This window comes from Halopolyspora algeriensis (assembly GCF_003337235.1).
Taxonomy (GTDB): Bacteria; Actinomycetota; Actinomycetes; order Mycobacteriales; family Pseudonocardiaceae; genus Haloactinomyces; species Haloactinomyces algeriensis.
Map to the genome: position 1 here is coordinate 36,594 of NZ_QPJC01000004.1, position 16,907 is coordinate 53,500.

17 protein-coding genes are annotated in these 16,907 nt (G+C 69.0%); 6 read left to right on the top strand and 11 right to left on the bottom strand.

Going from position 1 to position 16,907, the window contains the following annotated elements; all coding sequences use genetic code 11:
• Positions 1-17: 17 nt before the first annotated feature.
• Positions 18-1,067, top strand: coding sequence for an acyl-CoA dehydrogenase family protein (locus tag DFQ14_RS08195; protein ID WP_114452524.1), 1,050 nt, complete (start codon positions 18-20; stop codon positions 1,065-1,067).
• A 188-nt stretch (positions 1,068-1,255) separates the two neighbouring features.
• Positions 1,256-1,435: a hypothetical protein gene (locus DFQ14_RS08200; protein WP_114452525.1), complete on the top strand. Its 180-nt coding sequence runs from the start codon at positions 1,256-1,258 to the stop codon at positions 1,433-1,435.
• Positions 1,436-1,540: 105 nt separating this feature from the next.
• Here the strand turns inward: DFQ14_RS08200 and DFQ14_RS08205 are convergent, their stop codons facing one another.
• Genes DFQ14_RS08205 through DFQ14_RS08215 form a run of 3 tightly spaced genes read right to left on the bottom strand, consistent with a single transcriptional unit; the run spans position 1,541 to position 4,192 of the window.
• A complete protein-coding gene (locus DFQ14_RS08205) occupies positions 1,541-2,194 on the bottom strand; it encodes a TetR/AcrR family transcriptional regulator (RefSeq protein WP_114452526.1) in 654 nt (217 codons plus the stop codon).
• A 49-nt stretch (positions 2,195-2,243) separates the two neighbouring features.
• Complete coding sequence (locus DFQ14_RS08210) at positions 2,244-3,014, bottom strand: SDR family oxidoreductase (protein WP_114452527.1); 771 nt, start codon at positions 3,012-3,014, stop codon at positions 2,244-2,246.
• Positions 3,011-4,192, bottom strand: a complete 1,182-nt coding sequence (locus tag DFQ14_RS08215) for an acyl-CoA dehydrogenase family protein (RefSeq protein WP_114452528.1) — start codon at positions 4,190-4,192, stop codon at positions 3,011-3,013. The genes DFQ14_RS08210 and DFQ14_RS08215 overlap by 4 nt, the downstream gene beginning before the upstream one ends.
• Positions 4,193-4,326: 134 nt before the next feature.
• On the opposite strand from DFQ14_RS08215, the gene DFQ14_RS08220 reads away from it, so the two are divergent.
• The 4 genes from DFQ14_RS08220 (at position 4,327) to DFQ14_RS08235 (ending at position 8,624) form a co-directional block, all read left to right on the top strand.
• A complete protein-coding gene (locus DFQ14_RS08220; protein ID WP_114452529.1) occupies positions 4,327-5,178 on the top strand; it encodes an enoyl-CoA hydratase in 852 nt (283 codons plus the stop codon).
• A gap of 11 nt (positions 5,179-5,189) precedes the next feature.
• Positions 5,190-6,347, top strand: coding sequence for an acyl-CoA dehydrogenase family protein (locus DFQ14_RS08225; protein WP_114452530.1), 1,158 nt, complete (start codon positions 5,190-5,192; stop codon positions 6,345-6,347).
• Positions 6,344-7,378, top strand: coding sequence for an acyl-CoA dehydrogenase family protein (locus DFQ14_RS08230; protein ID WP_114452531.1), 1,035 nt, complete (start codon positions 6,344-6,346; stop codon positions 7,376-7,378). The genes DFQ14_RS08225 and DFQ14_RS08230 overlap by 4 nt, the downstream gene beginning before the upstream one ends.
• Before the next feature lie 130 nt (positions 7,379-7,508).
• Positions 7,509-8,624, top strand: a complete 1,116-nt coding sequence (locus DFQ14_RS08235; RefSeq protein WP_114452532.1) for an acyl-CoA dehydrogenase family protein — start codon at positions 7,509-7,511, stop codon at positions 8,622-8,624.
• A gap of 149 nt (positions 8,625-8,773) precedes the next feature.
• On the opposite strand, the gene DFQ14_RS08240 is transcribed toward DFQ14_RS08235, so the two are convergent.
• The 8 genes from DFQ14_RS08240 to DFQ14_RS08275 form a co-directional block, all read right to left on the bottom strand.
• Positions 8,774-9,745, bottom strand: a complete 972-nt coding sequence (locus DFQ14_RS08240; RefSeq protein ID WP_114452836.1) for an Acg family FMN-binding oxidoreductase — start codon at positions 9,743-9,745, stop codon at positions 8,774-8,776.
• Positions 9,746-9,892: 147 nt separating this feature from the next.
• Entirely contained in the window at positions 9,893-12,223 is a 2,331-nt protein-coding gene (locus DFQ14_RS08245; protein ID WP_114452533.1) for a heavy metal translocating P-type ATPase, read from the bottom strand.
• 50 nt (positions 12,224-12,273) lie between these two features.
• Positions 12,274-12,483 (bottom strand): heavy-metal-associated domain-containing protein, encoded by a 210-nt coding sequence (locus DFQ14_RS08250; RefSeq protein WP_114452837.1) that lies wholly within the window; start codon positions 12,481-12,483, stop codon positions 12,274-12,276.
• Positions 12,484-12,532: 49 nt separating this feature from the next.
• On the bottom strand, positions 12,533-12,814 hold the full coding sequence (locus DFQ14_RS08255) for a metal-sensitive transcriptional regulator (protein ID WP_114452838.1): 282 nt from the start codon (positions 12,812-12,814) through the stop codon (positions 12,533-12,535).
• Positions 12,815-13,029: 215 nt separating this feature from the next.
• Positions 13,030-14,142 carry a CapA family protein gene (locus tag DFQ14_RS08260; protein WP_114452534.1) on the bottom strand — a complete coding sequence of 371 codons (1,113 nt, stop codon included), beginning with the start codon at positions 14,140-14,142 and terminating at the stop codon, positions 13,030-13,032.
• A gap of 5 nt (positions 14,143-14,147) precedes the next feature.
• Positions 14,148-15,356, bottom strand: coding sequence for a site-2 protease family protein (locus DFQ14_RS08265; RefSeq protein ID WP_114452535.1), 1,209 nt, complete (start codon positions 15,354-15,356; stop codon positions 14,148-14,150).
• A gap of 252 nt (positions 15,357-15,608) precedes the next feature.
• The gene (locus DFQ14_RS08270) at positions 15,609-16,085 is read right to left on the bottom strand and encodes a hypothetical protein (protein ID WP_114452536.1); all 477 of its coding nucleotides are present in this window, start codon (positions 16,083-16,085) and stop codon (positions 15,609-15,611) included.
• A 172-nt stretch (positions 16,086-16,257) separates the two neighbouring features.
• Positions 16,258-16,782 (bottom strand): universal stress protein, encoded by a 525-nt coding sequence (locus DFQ14_RS08275; protein WP_114452537.1) that lies wholly within the window; start codon positions 16,780-16,782, stop codon positions 16,258-16,260.
• Positions 16,783-16,907 lie beyond the last annotated feature (125 nt).

Here is a 16,907-nt window from a genome sequence, read left to right on the forward strand (position 1 = left end):
GGATCACCGGTAAGAACATGGCCATGCACACGGATTACCAGGGCCGCGAGAAGGTCGCGGCGTTCTTCGGTGCGCATGCTGCGGCGGTGGATCGGTGCGAGTCCGACATCCGGCCCGGGATACGGATGCTCGGTGAACTCGGTCTGCTCGACCTCGGTGTCCCGGACACCACGCAGGGTCGGCTGGCGAGCATGCTCCTCGTTGTCGAGGACGTCGCCTCCGCCTGCCTGAGTTCCGCGTTCGCACTGTGGGCCCAACGTATGGTGATCGACTACCTCAGCAGTTCGGACCGACCGGCGTCCACCTCGGAACTGGCCGGACTGCGCGCCGGTACCCGAATCGGCGCGACCGCGATCGCCCCCGCCATGCGACACGTCGCGGGTTTGGAGCCGGTACCGGTTGTCGCGACCAGAACGAGCAGCGGCGTGCGGCTGAACGGACCGATCAACTGGGCGTCGAACCTCTTCGACGACGCGCTCGTCGCGGTACCCGCCCGGTTCGAAGACGGCAGCGGCATGGTCGTCCACGTGCGTACCACCGACCCCGGAGTGACCGTCCACAGTGCTCCCGATCTGCTGACGCTCGGTGCGACGGCCTCCTCGTCCGTGACTCTCACCGATGTCGAGGTCCCTGCTGCAGCGATACTCAGCGAGGACCTTCCCGGGTTCGTGCGGTCGTTTCGACCCACGCTCCTGTTGATCCAGAGCGCGTACTGCAGTGGTCTGACAGGCGCCTCGCGACACCACATCGGTGAGCGACTCACCGGCCTCAACGCGGAATTCACCGATGACTTCGCCGAGCTCGCTCAACGTCATGATTCCGTGCGCCGGCGGCTGTTCGACTTCGCACAGGCCCCCCATCGGTCGAGCAGCCGGGACTTACTGCGGCTGCGGCTCGGTGCCGCACGAACCGCGGGCGAGGCGACCGGACTGGAAGCCACCGTTCGGGGTGGCGCCGGTTACGTAGCGAGCAGCGGCACCAGCCGTCGGCTCCGAGAAGCGGCGTTCCTGCCCATCCAAGCTCCCACCGAAGGGCAACTGCGGTGGCATCTCGCCCAGTTCGAGTGACCACCACGGAAGACGACGACAACCGCACGGCCCCCACGTGGTGCGTAGCGAGTTCGTACGGACCCGTCGCGACGAGTCGGGCTTTTCCCGGGCAGTCATCACCCGATCGAGCGAAATCCACGCACTGCGCGCCTGATCCTCCCCCGATTGAGTCGCCGAGTGGCCGCCTCCTCCCACACCATCGACCAATGGCGTATCCCTCTCGACACGACGACGCGGGCAGTCTGCCCACGCTACTGGCCGAGTACGGTCACCTCGCCACCCAGCTGACGGCCGCCTCGTCCTCCTACGCCGAGCGGCTCCGCGTGCGGTTGACCGAGCTCGACGCCGACATCGAGCGCCAGATCGCCGCGATACCCGAGGAGTGACCGGCTGCGCGGCGTCCTGCACCGCGGTCACCGTCACTGCGAACGGCTCATCGAGCGGCTCGTCACCGAGGCGGTCCGGGCACTCGGCGACCGCTTCCGCAAGCGTCACTCCTGCCCCGGCGCCATGATGCCGTCGCAGAGAAACCGGATGTACTGCTCGGCGATGACACCGGCCGTCATCCGTCCGCGAGGGTTGTACCAGTGCACGGCGGTCCACACCGTGTCCCGGATGAACCGGTACGCGAGCTTGATATTGAGGTCCGAGCGAAAGACACCGGCTCGCCGACCGTCCTCCAGGACCCGCTTCCAGGTCCGCTCGATGTCGGCCGACGCCTTGCGCAGGTAGTCGAACCGCTCGAACCGGGTCAGATAGCCCGATTCGTTCTGGAAGATCGCGACCGCGGCCCGGTACCGGTGAATGGCTCGGAAGGAGCACCGGACCAGCTCGGCGATGGCGGTGCGGGCATCGGGTGAGTCGCGGAGTACGTCGTCATAGGCTTTCTGCTGATACTCCAGGAACTCCCGCAGGATCTCGTCCACCATGGAGTCCTTGGAGTCGAAGTGGTGGTAGAGACTGCCGGACAGGATGCCCGCGGTGTCGGCGATCTCCCGCACGGTCGTGCCCTGGAAGCCACTGGTGGCGAACAGGTCCGCCGCGATGGCCAGCAGTTCCGCGCGCCGCTCGGACCCGCCGTTACCGGACTCGGGGGCCGCAGCACGGCCGCGGGCGGACACACGCTTGGTACTCACCACGATCATTGTCCTCTCACCGGGGGCGATCGGCGGATCCGGGCCGACGATCGCTCCTTCAGGGATGCTGATTGCTGACCGAGACGACCTCACCGGTGAGGTAGCTCGAGTAGCCACTGGCCAGGAACACGATCACGTTCGCCACCTCCCACGGCTCGGCCGAGCGGCCGAACGCCTCCCGGGAGGTCAGTTCCGCCAGCAACTCGTCGGAGGTCACCTTCGCCAGGTTCGCATGCATCACCAGGCTCGGCGCCACCGCATTGATCCTCACTCCCAGGTGTGCCGCATCGAGCGCGGCACACCTGGTCAGGGCCATCACCCCGGCCTTCGCCGCAGCGTAGTGCGCCTGCCCGGCCTGCGCGCGCCATCCCACGACCGAGGCGTTGTTGATCACCACACCCCCATCGCCCTGCTCGCCGAAGAGACGAACCGCCGCCCGTGTGCACCGGAACGTGCCGTTCAGAGTCACGTCGAGCACCCGGTTCCACTGCTCGTCGGTCATCTCCTGGATCGGCGCGGTCCCGCCGAGCCCGGCATTGTTGACGAGGACGTCGAGACGGCCGAACTCGGTGGTGGCGGTCTCGAGCAGGCGGCCGACCTGGTCCTCGTCGGTGACGTCGCACGGCACGGCGAGCACCTCGGCGCCCGGTAGTTGTGCCAGTTCCGCTCGGGTGTCCTCCAGCCTGCGCTCGTGCCAGTCGCCGATCACCACCCGCGCGCCCTCCTCGAGCATCCGGCGCGCTGTCGCCGAACCGATACCGCTTCCGGCAGCCGCGGTCACCACGGCGGTTCGACCCGCCAGCAGATCGTGGGACTCCGGCCCGCTCATCGGCGTTCCTCCCTGGGTAGTCCGAGCACGCGCTCGGCGATGATGGTGCGCTGAATCTCGTCGGATCCCCCGTAGATGGTGTCGGCGCGGGTGAACAGGAACAGCCGCTGCCACTCGTCGAGTTCGTACGGGGCATCCCCGGCGACCAGGCCGGAGGCACCGGCCACTTCGGCAGCCAGCTCACCGAGCCCCCGGTGGAACCGCGCCCAGTACAGCTTGGCGATGGAGGCCTCCGGGCCGGCTGTCCCGTTGGCCACGCCGGTCAGGGTGCGCAGCGCGTTGAAGCGCATGATCTCCAGGCCGGTCCAGGCCCGGGTGATCTTGTCACGCAGCACCGGATCGTCGACGGCACCGTTGGACTTCGCCAGTTCCGTGATCGCCGCGAGCTCACGGCGGAAAACCACCTGCTGGTCGACCGTGCCCACTCCCCGCTCGAAACCGAGCGTGCCCATGGCCACGCGCCACCCGTCGTCGACCGGGCCGACCACGTTGTCCGCCGCGGTACGCGCACCGTCGAAGAACACCTCGTTGAATTCCGAAGTCCCGGTCAGCTGCAGGATCGGCCGTACCTCGACGCCTGGCTGGTCCATGGGAACCAGCAGGCACGACAGTCCGCGATGCCGGGAGGTCTCCGGATCGGTTCGGGCCAGCAGGAAACACCAGTCGGCGACGTGGGCCAGCGAGGTCCACACCTTCTGCCCGTGGATCACCCATTCGTCGGCGTCCCGCCGCGCTGCCGTGGACAGGTTGGCCAGATCCGACCCCGCATCGGGCTCGGAGTAGCCCTGGCACCACAGCTCACGCGCTTCCACGATCGGCGGCAGGAACCGCTCCTGCTGCTCGGCAGTGCCGAACGCGATCACGGTCGGGCCGAGCAGTTCCTCGCCGATGTGGCCGACCCGCACGGGCGCGTTCGCCCGTGCGTACTCCTCGTGGAAGATCACCTGTTGCTGGATCGAGGCGCCTCTGCCGCCGAATTCCTCCGGCCAGCCCAGGCAGGTCCAGCCGTGCTCGGCGAGATGGCGATCCCAGGCCAGTCGCAGGTCGAACGCCTCGTGTTCACGTCCGGGGCCGCCCAGCCCGCGCGCCTTCGCGAATTCGCCGGTGAGGTGGTCACCGAGCCACTCGCGTATCTCGCGACGGAAAGCCGCCTCCTGCTCGCTGTCGGCGAGATCCACTGCCGCACCACCTCACACCGCCGTCGTTCCGTCCGGACCCTACCAAGCACTTGTTTGCTCCGCTATTGTCGGTGACCATCGAAGAACAGCCGGATGCAGCCAGGGCAGAACCGAACCGCACAGGGAGCGCCTCCATGACCCAGGAAGAACCGGTGGTGCGCTACGAGCGCCGCGAGCACATCGCCGTGGTGACCATGAACCGCCCGCAGTACCGCAACGCGCAGAACTCGGCCATGACCTATGCCCTCGACGAGGCGTTCTACCGTGCCTGCGCCGACGACGAGGTCACGGTCATCGTGCTGGCCGGAGCCGGCGAGCACTTCTCGGCCGGGCACGACATCGGCACCCCGGGCCGGGATGTCGACGTGGCCTACGAGCGGCGAGCCGGGCTGTGGTGGGGGCACACGGACAAGCAGGGCGGCGAATCGCGGTTCGCGCGAGAGCAGGAGGTCTACCTCGGCATGTGCCGGAGGTGGCGGGAGATGCCCAAACCGGTCATCGCCTCGGTACAGGGTGCCTGTGTCGCGGGAGGGCTCATGCTGGCCTGGATCTGCGATCTCATCGTCGCCGCCGAGGACGCCTTCTTCGCCGATCCGGTCGTGCGCATGGGCATTCCCGGTGTCGAGTACTTCGCCCACCCCTGGGTGCTCGGGCCGAGGATGGCCAAGGAGTTCCTGTTCACCGGCAAGCGGATCACCGCCCAGCGCGCCTACGAGGTGGGCATGGTCAATCGCGTCGTGCCGTCCGAGCAGCTCACCGACGCCACGGTCGAGCTGGCCGAGGACGTCGCCGGCATGCCGCGCTTCGGCCTGTCGCTGGCGAAGAAGGCCGTGAATCAGGCCGAGGATCTGATGGGCATGCACAACGGGCTCGACTCCGTGTTCGGCCTGCATCACCTGGCACACGCCCACAACGCCGAAGTCGAGCAGGATTCGCTGAGCGGTATGGATGCGCGCGGCATGAAGCGCGCGGCCGGTGAGAAGTAGGTGAGGCTTTCATGGAGCTGTCGTTTTCTCCCGCCGACCTCGAGTTCCGTGCCGAGGTCCGCGAGTGGCTGCGCACCCACGTGCCCACCACCCCGCTGCCGTCCCTGGAGACCGAGGAGGGTTTCGCCGCCCACCGGCGCTGGGAGCGCACACTGTACGAGACGGGCCTGTCGGTGGTGGCCTGGCCAGAGGAGTTCGGTGGCCGGGACGCCTCGCTGGTGCAGTGGCTGCTGTTCGAGGAGGAGTACTACGCGGCCGGAGCGCCCGGGCGCGTCGGCCAGAACGGGATCTTCCTGCTGGCTCCCACCCTGTTCGAGCACGGAACCGCCGAACAGCGCCACCGCTTCCTGCCGAGGATGGCCGACGGCACCGACGTGTGGGCACAGGCCTGGTCGGAACCGGAGGCGGGCAGCGACCTCGCCGGGATCCGCAGCCGCGCACACCGGGTCGACGGCGGGTGGCGACTGTCCGGGCAGAAAACCTGGAGCTCGCGGGCGGCGTTCGCGGACCGGGCTTTCGGACTGTTCCGCACCGATCCCGAGGCCGAGCGCCACCGGGGACTCACGTACTTCCTGTTCCCGCTCGACGCCGAGGGCGTGACCGTGCGCCCGATCGGCCGCCTCGACGGCAAACCCGCCTTCGCCGAGATCTTTCTCGACGAGGTGTTCGTTCCCGATGCCGACGTGCTCGGTGAGGTCGGCAACGGGTGGCGTGTCGCGATGAGCACCGCAAGCAGCGAGCGTGGACTTTCCCTGCGGAGCCCGGGCCGATTCCTCGCCGCCGCGCGGCGCCTGGTGGAATCCTGGCGTCCCCGCCCGGAAAGCACGGCCCGGGACGGGGTGGTCGACGCGTGGATCGGCGCGCAGGCCTATCGGTTGGCCACCTTCGAAACCGTCAGCAGGATCCTCGACGGTGACTCGGTCGGACCGGAGGCCAGCCTCAACAAGGTGTACTGGTCCCAGCTGGACATCGCTCTGCACGAGACGGCGCTGGAGCTGCTGGGCCCCTCGGCCGAGCTGACCCCGAACGCGCCGGAGGCCCCCGAGGCCGGGGCGTGGCTGGACGGCTACCTGTTCTCGCTGGCGGGGCCGATCTATGCGGGCACCAACGAGATCCAGCGCAACGTCATCGCCGAACGCGTTCTCGGCCTGCCGAGGGGATCCCGATGAAGTTCACACGCACCAGCCAGCAGCAGGACATGGCTACAGCGCTCCGGGACTTGCTCGGCTCCGTCGACGTTCCCGCGATCGCCCGCTCCTGGGCCGCCGGGGAAACCGGCGACTGGTGGAAGGTCTGGCACGACCTCGTCGACATGGGGCTCACCGGTGTCGCCGTACCCGAGCAGGCCGGGGGGCTGGGGCTCGGGCCGGTGGAACTCGCCATCTGCCTCGAGCAGCTCGGCTATTCGGGCCTGCCCGGCCCGATCGTCGAGTCGCTCGCGGTGCTGCCGCACCTGCTGCCCGACACATCCGAATCCGAGGGTCGGCCGTGGCTGGAACAGGTGGCCGCCGGGCAGTCCCTGGCGACCGTGGCCATCGCCGAGCACGTGCCCTACGCCCTCGACGCCGACCAGGCGGACGTGGTCCTGCTCTGTGAATCCGACCGAGTCACCGCCGTCGAGGACCCGCGCCTGCTGCGGCAGGAGTCCTTCGATCCGGCTCGCAGGCTGTTCACCGTGGAAACCACCGGTGCCACCGTTCGGTTCCAGAACGATGCCGCCTCGGTGCGCGAGGCTTTCGACCGTGGCGCGCTGGGATGCGCGGCGCAACTGCTGGGCATCGGGCGGCGCCTGCTCGACCTGGCGACCCGTCACGTGTCCGAACGCCACCAGTTCGGCCGTCCCATCGGGGAGTTCCAGGCGGTCAAGCACCACCTGGCGAACGCGTTGCTCGAACTGGAATTCGCCCGCCCCCTGGTGCACGGAGCCTGCCTGTCGGCAACGTCGGGGGCCTCCTGCAGCGGCCGCGACGCCTCGGCGGCCAAGATCGTCGCGGGAGATGCCGCATACGCGGCCGCCCGTACCGCTCTTCAGGTGCACGGCGCCATCGGCTACACCACGGAACACGACCTGCATCTCTGGCTGACCAAGGCCACCGCTTTGCGCTCGGCCTGGGGCACACCCACGTGGCATCGCCGACGGGTGGCCGACGCCCTCGCCCTCGATCCGTCGGTGCCGGTGGGGGGTCCCGAGACGATGTGACCCATCAGCGACCGTGCCGGGACTTGGTCGGGTGGTCGGTCACCCTGCTCCGGCTGATTCCGCAAGCGAAGAACCAATTCGAAGACAGGCACTCACGACCAGCGCACCACGACGAGTTCCGGAGAGCACTGTGCATTTCGCGTTCACCGACGAGCAGGAGGAGCTGCGCCGCACCGTTCGGAGCCTCCTCGAACGGCACGGCGGAGCCTCGATCCCTCCCCCGGAGACACCCGATCCCGGCTGTGACACGGCGCTGTGGCAGCAACTCGCCGGGCGGATCGGTGCGCACGGCCTCGCCGTTCCGGAGGAGCACGACGGGCTCGGGGCCGGTCTGCTCGAAACCAACATCGTCGTGGAGGAACTCGGCAGGAGGCTCGTGGCAATCCCGTTCCTGGCCAGCGCCGTGGTGGGTGCGCAGACTCTGCTGGCCGCCGACGACCCTGCCGCCCGGGCCCGGTTGCTGCCCGGAATCGCCTCGGGCGAGAGTGTGGCGACCCTCGCCTGGGCCGAGCCGGAGCACGGGTGGAGCACCTCGGCCTGCTCGACCACCGCGCGGCCGAACGGCCACGGCTGGCTGCTCGACGGACGCAAGGCGTTCGTCCTCGACGGCGCCCAGGCCGATGTGGTGCTCGTGGTCGCCATTACCACCCGCGGGCTGTCGCTGTTCGAACTGGCTCCCGAGGCGATACCGCACTGTCTGGTCGAGTCCGCCCCGATGGACATCACGCGCCGGATGGCCGAATTCCGGCTCCGGCAGGCCCCCGCCTTCCTCGTCGGTACCGAGGGCGCTGCCGGGGCGGCGCTCGAGAGGTGCCTCGACGTCGCCGCCGCCGCGCTCGCCGCCGAACAGGTCGGGGCAGCACAGCGGTGGCTGCACGAGACCGTCGAGTACACCAAGGCACGCAAGCAATTCGGTCGACCGATCGGCTCGTTCCAGGCCGTCAAGCACCGGCTCGCGGATCTGTTCGTGGCCGTCGAGTCGGCACGGTCACTGTCCTACGCCGCGAGCTGGGCTGTGGCCACCGGATCCGACCGGGCCACCGAATGGGCGGCGATGGCCAAGTCGTACTGCTCGGAAACATACGCCGATGTCGCCGCCGAAGGCATCCAGCTGCACGGCGGCATCGGTATCACCTGGGAACACGAAGCGCACCTGCATCTCAAACGGGCCCACTCCGGGGCCGAACTGTTCGGCACCCCCCGGCAACACCGCCTGCGGCTGGAACCCCTGCTGGAGCTGGGCTGACCGGAAAGCACCGCGCGGCTTAGCGACGGACGGCCCGCGAACTCGAGGGCCCGCGCTGCGGGCTGGCGCGGCGATGTGCCGGGACCCTGCACGGTGCGGACGATCCTGGCCGCCGCACGTGCCCTGAACGATGAACTCCGAGGAGCACCTCACTCAGCCGGACGCGGATAGCCGAACCGCATCAGCACCTGCGGAACTCCGGAGATTCCCAGCATCTCCACCAGACGGGTGCGCACTTCCGACAACCGCAGCGGCTGGGTCATCACCGAGGCGGCGGTGTCCTGGCTCACGGCTTCCAGCCACGCCAGTTCCATCGCCTCTCCCACGTGCAGGTGATCGCCCGGCTCGTCCGAGGGGGTGGTCAGCACGAGGATGGATTCCTTCGCGATCCGCTCGGCGAGCTTGTGTTCATCGGGAATCCGCACCTCCGAGGTGGCCAGCCCGACCGCGGGCACTCCCTCGGAGCCGAGCGCCTCGGCGGGGATTCCCCGCTCGGCCGGAACACCCTCCTCCAGGGTCCACATCGCCAGCTCACGCTGGTAGGAACGGTCACCACGGTGGACACTCGCCGCATAGATCAGCAGACGAGCCAGTGCCGCGACATCCGCGCTGCCGACCCATTCCGCCTGCACCGTCGAGGAGGTGGCGGCCGAGAGCAGCCTCTGCCGGATGTCCTCGGGCACGGCGCGGTCGTGAAACGCCTGGCGGTAACTGGCGCGCCGTGCGATCGCCTCATAGCGCCGGCTCTCGCTGTCACCGGTCTCCCCGCGCCGGTGACCGGTGACGGCGGCCACGGCCTCGGGGCGGTCCGCCCCCTCCGGATCCCGCCGCACCTGCGGCTCCCAGCCGAGGTCGGCCACCGCGAGCACGAGATTGGTCAGCGCCGCCCCGCAGGAGATGCGCCGGTCCCGCCCTTCCGGATCGTGCCTGCTCAGCTCCGGACCCACCTGCTCGTATATCGTCGCCGTGCGCTCCTTCACCCCCAGCGACCAGGGCTGGATGTTGTGCACCGAGGGTGCCTGGTCCATCGCCTCGGTGAGCACCGCGACCTCGTCCGGTGACCAGGCTCCGTTCTCGGCCGGTTCGCCATCCGACGGATGTGCCGCTCCGAACTCGTCCATCCCGATCACCTCCGGTTCCGCCCCGAGTGGAGTCCCCGATGAGATCCGGTAGCTCCGCACCGACAACCATGGCACTCTCGCGGCCTGCCCGCAGCAGGTCACGACGTGGGCGCACCGACGAGACCGCGGCGACGACGCTCCGGGCCGTCAGCGCGCGTGCGCCGGTGCGTGCTCCGGATGACCGCCCGCATGCACCTCGGGCAGCGGGGCGCCGGTGGCGGTACTGCGAAAGCCGCGCAGGCGGAGGCTGTTGCCGACGACGAAGGCCGAGCTGAATGCCATGGCGGCTCCGGCGATCATCGGGTTGAGCAGCCCGGCCGCGGCCAGGGGCAGGGCCGCGATGTTGTAGGCGAAGGCCCAGAACAGGTTGCCCTTGATCGTGCCGAGAGTGCGGCGGGACAGGCGAAGCGCGTCGATGGCGGCTCGCAGATCGCCGCGCACGAGAGTGAGATCACCGGCCTCGATGGCGGTGTCGGTGCCGGTGCCCATGGCCAGGCCGAGATCGGCCCGGGCAAGTGCCGCGGCGTCGTTGACACCGTCACCGACCATGGCCACGATCCTGCCTTCGGACTGCAGCCGTTCGACGACCGCGACCTTGTCCTGCGGCAGCACTTCGGCGGTGACCTCGTCGATCCCCACCTGCGTGGCAATGGCGCGGGCGACGGTCTCGTTGTCGCCGGTCAGCAACACCGGCCGCAAGCCGAGATCGCGGAGTCCTCGCACGGCCTCGGCGGAGGTGGGCTTGACGGTGTCGGCGATGGCCAGCACCGCGCTCACTTCCCCGTCGCAGGCAACGAGCACGGCGGTGCTTCCCCGCTGCTCGATGGCCCGCTCGGCTGTGGCCAACTCCTCGGGAAGCCGGAGGCCCCACCGCTCCAGCAGGCTCGCCCGCCCGACGAGAACGGCATGACCGTCGACGATGCCCTGTACGCCGAGACCTTCGACGTTGGTGAACTCCTCGATGGCAGGCAGGGTGCCGGTGCGTTCACGAGCACCGCGTGCGATGGACTGGGCGATCGGATGCTCCGAGCCGCTTTCCAGCGCACCCGCCAGCGCAAGAGTGCGGAACTCGTCGATTCCCTCGGCCGGCTGAACCTCGACCAGCTCCATCCGCCCGGTGGTGACGGTTCCGGTCTTGTCGAGTACGACGGTGTCGACACGGCGGGTGGATTCCAGGGTCTCGGGGCCCTTGATGAGGATGCCCAGCTGGGCGCCGCGGCCGGTGCCGACCAGCAGTGCGGTGGGGGTGGCCAACCCGAGCGCGCAGGGGCAGGCGATGATCAGCACCGCGACCGCCGCGGTGAACGCCGCCGTGGCTCCGGCTCCGATGACCAGCCACCAGGCCAGGGTGCCCAGTGCCAGGGCGATCACGATGGGCACGAACACCGCGGAAATGCGGTCGGCCAGCCGCTGCACCCGGGCCTTGCCGGTCTGCGCGTCCTCGACCAGCTTGGCCATCCGGGCCAGCTGGGTATCCGAACCGACGCGGGTGGCACGGACGACGAGCCTACCTCCGGCGTTGATCGTGGCCCCCACCACGGAATCGCCGTGCTGCACCTCGACCGGGACGGACTCGCCGGTGAGCATGCTGGTGTCCACGGCCGAGGAGCCTTCCTCGACCACCCCGTCCGTGGCGATCTTCTCCCCGGGTCGGACGACGAAGCGGTCCCCGACGGCGAGCTGCTCGGTCGGGATGCGCTGTTCCCGGCCGTCGCGCAGAACCGCGACCTCCTTGGCCCCCAGTTCCAGCAGGGCGCGCAGCGCCGCCCCGGAGCGTCGCTTGGCGCGGGCCTCGAAATACCGGCCTGCGAGCAGGAACGTCGTCACGCCGGCGGCCACCTCGAGATAGAGGGAGCCGGTCCCGCTGCCGCGCTCGACGGAGAACTCGAAGGCATGGGTCATGCCGGGCTTCCCGGCGGTGCCGAACAGCAGGGCGTACAGCGACCATCCGAATGCCGCCGAGACCCCCATCGAGACCAGCGTGTCCATGGTGGTGGCGCCGTGGCGCAGATTCGTCCACGCGGCACGGTGGAACGGCCATGCACCCCAGACCACAACCGGCGACGCCAGCGTCAGGGAGATCCACTGCCAGTAGGTGAACTGCCACGCGGGCACCATGGCCAGGACGATGACCGGGACGGACAGCACTGCGGAGACGAGCAGCCGCTGCCGCAGCGGCTGCGTCGACTCCGCGGCTTCGCCGTCTCCCGCGGAGGGGACTGCCGCACGCGCCTGCCGTGGCAGGGTGGCGGTGTACCCGGCGGATTCGACCTGCTCGAGCAGCCGCTGCGGATCCATGTCCGCCGGGTGGGCGACCTTGGCCTTTTCGGTGGCGTAGTTGACCGTGGCGGTCACCCCGTCGAGCTTGCCCAGCTTCCTTTCGATCCGGGACGCGCACGAGGCGCAGGTCATACCGCTGATGGCCAGCTCGACCTCCTGCCCGGACGGGGCCTGCGAGGGGTCGGTACCGGTACTCATGGAATCCCTCCTGCTCACCACGATCAGATCACCACCGCCGGCAGCGACTCCTAGCGCTCCGCCAGCTCGTAGCCCGCTTCCTCCACGGCGGCACGCACATCGGCGTGGGAGACCGGCTCGGCGCTGGTCACCGTGACCGCACCGGTGGACAGATCCACCGCCACATCGGAGACACCGCTGACCTCGCTGATTTCCTCGGTCACCGATTTCACGCAGTGCTCGCAGGTCATCCCGGTCACGGTGTAGCTGGTCTCGATCATGAAACGCGCCTTTCTCGACTTGTCGTCACGGATCATTCGTGGTGCACGATCAGGAACGCACCAGGCGGGCGATCGCCTCGCTGGCCTCGCGCACCTTCTCGTCGGCGGTATCGCCGCCTTCGGTCAGCGCCTCGGAGACGCAGTGCTTGAGATGGTCGTCCATCAAGCCCAGCGCCACGGACTGCAGCGCCTTGGTGGTCGCGCTGATCTGGGTGAGCACGTCGATGCAGTACTGGTCGTTGTCGATCATCTTGGCCAGGCCCCGGACCTGCCCCTCGATACGACGCAACCGTGCGGCGTACTCGTCCTTGTCCTGGGTGTAGCCGTGCATCGCGCCCTCCTCGGTTCCGCGGAAGCTCTCCGGTTCGCCCATCCCCCTCTTCTTATACCCCTAGGGGGTAAGGGTGTCAAAATCAGCGTCTCCTGCTCGGGCGATATCGAACCGCTTTCCGGCGGAGAACGCATCGCCGCCAAATCCTCACGGCGCTGCCGAGCTCTCCCGCCCAACCGCGGCAGTCGGAGCATCGGCGCACCGCAACCGAGCGATCAGTCCCGCCGGAGCACCAACGTGCCGCCCGGTTCGAGACCCACCCCGGCCCCGAAGGGCCGACTGATTCGCGCCAGCACCGAGTGCAACCACTCGGCGTCCGGGCCTGCGACAGGGTGCAGCCGCATTCTCCGGGCCTGCACGGGAACCATCCGCAGGCCGAGCAGGCTGCCGGTATCCGGTTCCACCGACGGGAAGTACAGCAGGCGCAGGTCATCGCGGTACTCCTCGTGACCGGCTATGCCCTCGTAATCGTCGATGAAGTCACCGCAGCCGTAGAGGACGAGCTTGTCCCGGTACATCTCGATCGGGCGCGGATGGTGCGAGGAGTGCCCGTGGACGACATCCACATCGCCGTCGAGCAATCGGTGCGCGAAGCCGATCTCGTCGTCCGAAACGTGGTATCCCCAGTTCGTACCCCAGTGCAGAGAGGCGATCACGATGTCGCCCGGCTGCTTCACCGCTCTCACCTGCTCGAGGAATGCGGTGGCGGTGGCCTCGGAAAGGTCCGGCAGGACGTGGATGCCGGGCCGCTCGACGCCGGCAGCCCAGTTCGCCGGGATACCGCTGGAAGGCACCCCGCCCGCGAAGACCACCACGCGCCCTCCCCGCTTGGCGGGAACGATCGCGGGCTGCCTCGACTCCCCCACGTCCCGCCCCGCTCCCGCCCAGTGCAGCCCGGCACCGCTCAACGCTGCGAGCGTGTCCTCGAGCCCCCGGTGGCCGAAGTCGAGCACGTGGTTGTTGGCCAGGACGCACACATCGGGCCGTCCCGCGGTCACGCAACGAACGTTGCCGGGGCTCATGCGGTAGTGCACTCCTTTGTTCGGGGCGAATTCCGCACTGCGAGTGATGCCGGTCTCCAGGTTGATCACCCGGGCCTCGGGTGCCGTCTCGGCCAGCACTCTCCGGGCGACTCCCCACGGCCAGGAGAATCGAACCGGACGGCCGATCCGGCCGTTGACCGCTTCGGCCGCCTGCACGTACGTCCGCGCATCGCGGACGTACGCCTCCCGCAGGCTCGGGTCACCGGGATGGGGGAGGACCTGGTCGACTCCCCGCCCCGGCATCACATCACCGCAGAGGAACAGGGTCACCGGTCCAGCGGACAATCGGCTCACCGGGGCCCCTGTCCGCCCGGATACCACCAGTCCGGCGGGGGCGGTTTCGCCTGTTCCCGCCCGGTGCCGGCACCGCCGGGAAGCGTCACGGACAGGCCGTGTTCGGCTGCCACCCGGCTGATGTCCGACGACGAGACAACGCCGGCGAGCTCGCCGGCGTGAAAGACCAGGAGGCACCCTTCGGCGCCCTGATTCAGGCGGGGCAGCACGCTTGCCAGCGGCTCGTCCGGCTCGGCAACCGGGACCTGCTCCGCGGGACAGGCGACCTCCCGCAGAGTCACCTCCTCCCGCTGCCGGTGGAGGGCACTCCTGATCCGGGAGAGGGTGATCAGCCCGTCGAGCCGCCCGGCTTCGTCCAGCAGCGGAAAGGCGGCGTGCTCCCGGCCCGGCGCCACATCCCGCAGGAACCGCTCGACCGTCAACCGCCCGTCGACGGTCCCGACCGGGCCGGCCATCACGTCGCGCACGCGCACCCCGGACAGCGTGACGCCGACCTTCGCCTGTTGCTCCTCGGCCGAGGCCATGCTCATGACGAACCAGCCCAGCAGGACCCACCACAGACCCTCGGCACCTCGCGTCGACAACCACACGAGTCCCCCGGCGATGAGCAGGAATCCCAGACCGCGCCCGGCCCGTGCCGCCCATACGGCGGCCTTGAACCGATCACCCCGCCACAGCCACAGCACCGCCCGCAGCACTCGCCCACCGTCCAGCGGCGCCGCGGGAGCCAGATTGAACACGGCCAGCGCCAGGTTGAGCAGGGTCAGGTAGCCCAACACGGCCGACACCAAGTCGTGGGCCTCGAGACTCCCCGCCACCCACACGGCCGCACCGAACACCGCCGCCAGCGCCGCACTGGCAACCGGGCCGATCACCGCGATGCGCAACTCGGCACCGGGAGTGCGGCCCTCTCCGCGCAAGCGGGCGACCCCGCCCAGCAGCCACAAGGTGATGCCCTCCACGGACACGCCGTTTCTCCTGGCCACGACGGCATGTGCCATCTCGTGCCCCAACAGCGATCCCACCAGGAGCACGGCAGCGGCCACCCCACTCAGCGCGTAGCCGACCTGTGAATGGCCGGGAAAAGCCTCGGGAAGCTGGTAGCCGCCCAACCCGGCAGCCACCAGCACCACGATGCCCACCACGCTCCAGTGCACCCCGACCCGCACTCCGGCGATACGCCCCAGCCGGATCGTTTCCTTCATCGCCGCACCGTTCAGTGTGTGACAACGTTCAGGGAGCGGACGCCTCGTGGTCCCGCATTACCCTGTCGCCCTTTCGGGGCGCATCTTCAGTGTGCCCGATTCGGGAGACCACTCGCCCGGTGCCGGAAATTTCCGCACTCCACTGCCGCGCTGGAGTCCTGCACCGATACAGCAGGCGCGTTTTTTTCCGCGTCCGTCTCAGGGACGGCCTGCTTTTCGTACCGAGCAGACCGGCATTCGGTGCTCGACCGTTCAGCGCTTGAGCCGATGCCTTTTCCCGTCTCGCCGGTCGTGTTCCGCTGCCGCCTTCCACACCTGGTGGTGGTCCACGTGCGGACCTCCGTGCTCGCGCAACAGCACAGCGCCGTCCGCGCTCACCCGCACCCGCAGTGTGTTGAACCGTCCGGGTGCATAGGACACCAGACCACTTTTGTGGAGCACTTCCAGAGTGTCGAAGTCCAACTCGACATGTGTCCCATCGAGCCATGCCGCGCTCGCGTGCGTGCTGCGTTGGGCCCCATAGACATGGATGGCCGCAAGAGCATCCAAAATTGTCGGGTCCGGGTCCATCCCCACCTCGCTTCGCTCCCCGAGAAGTACGGGCATCCTACCGTTTGCCTTTTCCTGCAGGTCCGCCCAGGAAGCCGCCCGCCGCAGACCTCGGGAAGCGCTGTTCGGCAGCAACAGGACCTCGCACCGCTCGCGAAACTCGGACGATCGAGCGGGCATGGACAGTACCGAAAAACCGCACCCACTCGATTCATCGACCGACGCAGAAAACCGACCCGATCGGTCGATGTCGGAAATGCGGAAGCGAAAACGTGGTCCCGCCGCATCGAGCCGTGCGCGGCAGAGATCATTCGACCTCATGCCCACCGGCACAACCGGACCGCGCCGTGACTCACCGGTTCCGGGACTCCGCCACCGAGGACGCGGTTGCGGGCCGGGATCCTCGTTCCTCGGCCGTCGTGTCCATTCCCATCCCGGCCGGGAGGATCAGCACCGGACACTGGGCCTTGTGGATGCAACGCAGCGCCGTCCTGCCGAGCATCGCCTCGGAAGCACGTCCGCGCCCGTGGTCGCCCAGAACCAGCATCGCGGCGTGTGCCGAGTGCTGCACCAGTACCTCCGCGGCGTGCCCCTCGACGAGCTCCACGTGCAGATCGGGCGGCGACGGCAGATCCGCCGTGCAGGTGCGGACGGTGCGGATCAGCTTCTGCCGGTACTCCTCGTGAAGGCGATGCGGTGCCCGTTCGGGCTGCCTCAGGACCGGTGCAGGTCCACCGAGAACGGCATGGGACTCCCACGCCGCGACCACGTGCACCGGTGAGGACCACCGCCTGGCTTCCTGCAAGCCCCACCGCAGTGCACGCATGCTGGCATCCGATCCGTCCACTCCCACGACGATCGGTTCCTCTCCGGGCATGACTTCCTCCTCCGCAGATCGCATCCCGCCACCGATTCGAATGCCGGATCAGTCCGCTCGATGAGTGCGCACTCCCCTCTCCGGCCCCACATCTTCCGCCCACGCTCACCGAGTGGACACGAACG